4 protein-coding genes are annotated in these 5,192 nt (G+C 71.9%); 2 read left to right on the top strand and 2 right to left on the bottom strand.

Annotation, left to right across the window (positions count from 1 at the left end; translation table 11 throughout):
* Positions 1 to 13: 13 nt before the first annotated feature.
* A complete protein-coding gene (locus ACX9TP_RS34025) occupies positions 14 to 2,059 on the bottom strand; it encodes a fused MFS/spermidine synthase (protein ID WP_482982266.1) in 2,046 nt (681 codons plus the stop codon).
* Positions 2,060 to 2,235: 176 nt separating this feature from the next.
* Between ACX9TP_RS34025 and ACX9TP_RS34030 the strand changes: the two genes are divergently transcribed.
* Positions 2,236 to 3,693 (top strand): hypothetical protein, encoded by a 1,458-nt coding sequence (locus ACX9TP_RS34030; protein WP_482974810.1) that lies wholly within the window; start codon positions 2,236 to 2,238, stop codon positions 3,691 to 3,693.
* Positions 3,694 to 3,712: 19 nt separating this feature from the next.
* Positions 3,713 to 3,952: a hypothetical protein gene (locus ACX9TP_RS34035; RefSeq protein ID WP_482974811.1), complete on the top strand. Its 240-nt coding sequence runs from the start codon at positions 3,713 to 3,715 to the stop codon at positions 3,950 to 3,952.
* Here the strand turns inward: ACX9TP_RS34035 and ACX9TP_RS34040 are convergent.
* Positions 3,880 to 4,860: a spermidine synthase gene (locus tag ACX9TP_RS34040; protein ID WP_482974812.1), complete on the bottom strand. Its 981-nt coding sequence runs from the start codon at positions 4,858 to 4,860 to the stop codon at positions 3,880 to 3,882. The genes ACX9TP_RS34035 and ACX9TP_RS34040 overlap by 73 nt on opposite strands.
* Positions 4,861 to 5,192 lie beyond the last annotated feature (332 nt).

Below are 5,192 nucleotides of genomic sequence, written 5' to 3' on the forward strand. Positions count from 1 at the left end.
TGGTGCGGGCCCGCTACCAGCGCAGCGCCTGGAGCAGGTTGACGTAGTCGTCCGTCCAGACGCGGCGTGACAGCAGGTCCTCGGACGCACGCACCTCGCTCCACCCCTGGTGCTCGTGCAGCCAACGGGCCTGGAGCGGGCTCGCGGTGAGGGCGAACCAGCGGCTCGGGGACAGGCCCCGGTCCAGCTCCGCCGCGCTCAGGGACTCGCCGCCGCTGAGCGCGCATTCCAGCCCCAGCGACGTGCCCAGGCGGGTGAGCACCGGCGCCAGGTCGAACAGCCGGCTGGAGATGTGGAACAGCAGCAGCCCTCCGGGCCGCAGCTTGTGCAGGTACAGGCCGAGCGCCTCCCGCGTGAGCAGGTGCGTGGGGACGAAGTCGCTGGAGAAGGCGTCCAGGATGATGACGTCGTACGCCTGCGCCTCCGCCTCCTGGAGGCGCAGCCGCGCGTCACCGGTGACGACCCGCACCGACGCGGCGCTGCTCCCGAGCAGCGTGAAGTGGCTGCGGGCGAGCCGCTCCACCTCCGGGTCCAGCTCGTAGAAGTCCCACTGCTCGCCCCCGCGCCCGTAGGCCGCGAGGCTCCCGATGCCCAGGCCCACCACCGCCACGCGCGCTCGCGGCGGGGACTCGGCCAGCACCCGGCCCACGGGGGAGCCCCGGTGGTAGTACAGGAGGGGCTCGCCCCGGGCGTCGTCCGCGAGTCGCTCCACCCCGTGCACCGTGCTGCCGTGCTGGAAGAGGCGCAGCCCGTGCTCGTCCTTCACGGTGTAGAGGCCGTAGAACGTCCGCGCGCCGTCGACGCGGCTGTGCAGGAGCTTCACCGCCGCGAGCGCCAGGATGCCCGCCATGGCCACCGCCGCGCCCGCCGCCAGCAGGGGCGCGCGCCGGTGACGGGGCTCGCCCCGCGCTTTCAGCGCGACGTCCCGCGCGAAGAGCGCCGCCAGCACGAGCAGCCCCGCCACGCCGTAGTCCACATAGGCCATGGCCAGCGAGCCCAATAGCAGCGGCACGCCCAGCACGATGAGCGCCGTGCCCAGCCAGCCGCCCACGGAGATGTGCAGGTAGTACGAGCCCAGCAGGCTCGGCTCCTCCGGCCGGCACCGCGCCAGGCTCGCGTGCAGCAGCAGGCAGGCCACCCAGAGCACCGCGCCGTGGAGCGCCAGGGACGGGAGCACCGAGGGGACCCGCAGCAGCGCCGCCACGGCCGCCCCCGCCGCCACCAGCAGTCCCGCCAGGCACAGGCGGTTGAGCCGCTCGGGCGTCAGCGGGCTCCGCGCGAAGGCGAGGATGAGGGTGAGCAGGTAGAGCGTGAGCGGGACGATCCACAGCAGGGGCATGGACGCGTCCAGCGTGAGGACGTTCGTCACCGCCATCAGCAGGGCGTTGGCGCTCGCCGCGAGCATCAGCCAGGCGAGCCGCGTGGTGAGGCGCGTCCGGGGCGCCGGTCCGGTGACGGGGGCCGGGGAGGGAGCGCCTCCGGGAGCCCCGTCCGCGGGCCGCACCGTCCGGATGCACAGCGCGGTGAGCAGCACGAAGGCGCCGTAGGCCGCATACCAGACGCCGAGCTGCGTGCGCGTGTCGAGCGCCGGCTCCACCAGGAAGGGAAAGGTCAGCAGCGCCAGCAGCGCGCCCGCGTTGGACGTGCCGTAGAGGAAGGTCGGGTCGTTGCGGGCCGGGTGTCCGGTGCGCGTGAGCCAGCCCTGGGCCACGATGCTGGTGGTGGACAGGGCCAGGAAGGGCCAGCCGAGCGACAGCACCAGCGTGACGAGGATGGCCACGATGGGCGGCAGCGCCACGCTCCTCAGGTGGAAGGGGAACGTCACCACCGGGAGCAGCACGAAGGCCAGGTGCGCCCAGCGGTAGCGGCCCGACAGCACGTGGGACGACATCCGGCCCGCGTACAGGTAACCGAGCAGCAGGACGCCCTGGTAGAACATCATGCACGTCGTCCACACCGCCGCGCTGCTCCCATACGCGGGCAGCAGCAGGCGCGCGACGATGAGCTCCACCTGGAACAGCAGGAACGAGCCCAGGAAGACGAACCCCTGGAAGCGCATGCTCACGGGCGGCGTCGGGAGGCGGAGGGGCGCTTTCATTGCGTGCACGGGAAGATGACAGAGGGCCGCCTCCCCCGGCCAGAGACGCTCTGTTCCCGGGGCGCAACTTCTGGCGGCGCCTCCCGATAATCAGTCACCACCCCCAGTGGGTGCATCAGCACGGGAGTCGAGGGGCCATGGGCAACATGCGGATTGGCGAGCGCGTCACGCGGACCTCCACGGGACAGGCGGAAGAAGTCCGTCCCACCGAAGTCGAAGTCCAGGCGCCCCCTCCCCCACCCCAGCAGGCGCCCCCCCGCGCTCCGGCCACCCGGGAGCGGGACACCTACACGCCGCCCCGGGCCGCGCGGGCCAACCCCGCCCGGGTGCCGCCCCCTCCGGCCCGGCCTCCCGAGGAGGTGCTGCGCGAGGACCCACGGTTCACCCGGCTGGGCGAGGCCACCCAGGCGGCCGTCGTGGACCGGGCGCGGGCGGCGGGCAACTCCCCCATTGCCCAGCAGAACCTGCGCGACCTGGCGACGAATGACGATTTCGCCCAGCTGCCGCCCTCGAACCAGCGGGCGATGCTGGACGTGCAGGGGCAGGCGCCCGTCGACCGCCAGCTCACCGCGCAGCTCAGCGGCCTGGCGGGCAACCCGAACTTCCGCGGCCTGGATGAGGCGACCCGGAACAACGCCCTGGGCCACCTGTCGCGCCACCCCAATGACCCGGCCGCGCGGGAGACGCTCACCCGGCTCGCGACGTCGCCCGGCTTCGCGAGCATGCCCGGCGCGGACCAGAACCGGCTGCTGAATCTCGTGGGTGGCACCAACGTCATCTCCACCCCGGCCCGGCGAGCGCTGGACGGAGTCATGAGCGGCGCCGCGTTCCAGGGGGCGAATGCCCAGGGGCAGCAGGCGCAACTGAACGACTTCCTCACCCGGCAGCCGGCCGCGCCGCGCGTGGTCGCCGGCCTCCATGGCCCCACGCCGCAGCCCGGCCTGACGACCACCACCATCTTCGGGCCCACCCAGGTGCCCAACCACGACTTCAGCTCGGGCACGGCCGCCGCCAACCGCTACGAGGTGCAGGTGGACGGGCGGCGCATCCCCGTGTTCATGCCGCGAAACCCCAACCCGGCGAACGGCCACAGCCCCACCATCGAACAGGTCGCGCAGGGCCTCGCGGTGCTCCCGCCGGCAAGCCGCGCCCTCGTCAACCAGGTGAACGTGGAGCCGGGACAGAATCCGCAGGACGCGTACTGGCGCACCCGCTACCCGAACGACCCCAACGCCCAGAACTTCCGCTCGTACATGACGGCGGGCGCGGATGGGAACGTCACCATCTATCCGTCGCAGCACCCGCAGTCGCAGGCGGTCATCAACGACAGCCTCATCCACGAGACGGGGCACACGCTGTCCATGCGGCGCTGGGGCGATGACAACAGCGGCCGGCGTTGGGGCGACTGGCGCAACGCCATCCAGCGCGACGGCATCCGGCCCTCGAACTACGCGGCCAACGCGCCGGGGGAGGACTTCTCCGAGTCGCTGGTGCTCTACAACCGCGTCCGCGGCACGCCCCAGGAAGCCGAGGTCCGTGCGATGATGCCGGAGCGCTTCCGCATCCTCGACCAGTTGATGAGCGGGAGCCGCTGACGCGCGGGCGGAGGCATCCTTGAGCCAGGCACCGAAGCATCCGGGAACCATCGTCTACATCGATGGGACGACCCAGACGGAGACCGAGCGGGTGGACATCTCCGAGGTCCCTGAGCCCCTGCGCTATGCCCCGACGAAGAAGGGGCTCGTCCCCGTGGTGAAGGTGATTGCCTATACCGAGGGCAACTACCGGACCCTGCGCGAGTACGGCCCCGACGGCGAGTTGCTGCGCTCCACCGTGCAGACGGCGTCCCCCTGAGCCGCGGCCCCCTGATAGCGGCGGGCCATCCGGGTGCGCAGGTTGAACGGTGTGCCCCACTCCCGGGTGAGGCTGTCGGCGCGAGCGTTCAGCTCCGCCCGGGCGCGCTTCGTCGAGTCCGGGAGTCCGACCAGGACCTGGTTGGCGGACTCCTCCACGGTGAAGGCGTAGAGCTGGGCGAAGCTCTTCTTCCAGGTGGGCGCCATTGAGGAGTTCGCCCGGCGCTGGGAGCGCAACACGTTGCCGACCACCACGCCACCCGGTGACAGGCGCGCGCGGGCCGCGAGGAGGAACTCCCGGGTGGCCAGCGAGGGCGGGATGCCCCGGGGGCCGAAGGCGTCCAGGAAGATGGCGTCGTAGGACGGGCCGGGTGTCGCGATGAAGCGTCGCGCATCCTCCACGTGGGCCCGGAGCGCCGCGTCCTCACGGAAGCCGAAGTAGCGCCGGGCCACGTCCAGCACCTCCGGGTGGAGATCCACCACGTCGAGGTAGGCCTCGGGCAGCACGTCGCGGAGGAACATCGGGACGGCGCCGCCGCCCACGCCCACCACCAGGATGCGCCGGGGCTCGGCCACGAAGGCGAGCGCCGCCACCATGGCCCGCGTGTAGTCCGACTCCAGCCGCAGGGGGAAGCCCGGCCACACCACGCTCTGGGATGAGCCCAGCCAGCCGAACTGCAGGTACCGCCGGCCCTCGTCATCCTCGCTGACGACGAGGGGGCCACCCGCCGACTTCGCCACGTGCAGGAGCCTGCGGGGGTGCTCGAACGCGCGAGAGACTCGCGCCTGGGCCAGGACCTCCCGCCGGGCCCGGCCCTCCGGCGGAGGGTGGCCCTGGTTCAGACGATGCCAGCGGGTGAGCGGGGTCCTCCAGGAGTCCGCGAGCCCTGTCTGGCCGTCTTGGGGCATCCACATCACGGCTGGAGCATAGAGGAGATGAAACGGTGTAGGCGCGCTCCAGCGGCTGGAAAATCAGCTTGCCGTCGAATCGCCCGCGAAGTTTCTGCATGATTCCGCCGCTCGCTGTCTCTCCCCCGATGCGGAAGATGGGGCTCGCGACAAACCCGCGAGCTTCACCGGATCAGCCTGCTCGTGTCTCCACCGGCCCTCCGCGTTAGCGAGAAGGAACCATCTCCTTTATGGCCTTGTCCCCTGAGCAGAAGCGCGCGCGGCTCGCCGAGCTGTTGCGTGAGAAGAACCGTCAACCCGAGCGCGCGCCCACGTCCTTCGCCCAGGAGCGG

This window comes from Pyxidicoccus sp. M15, from assembly GCF_056858435.1.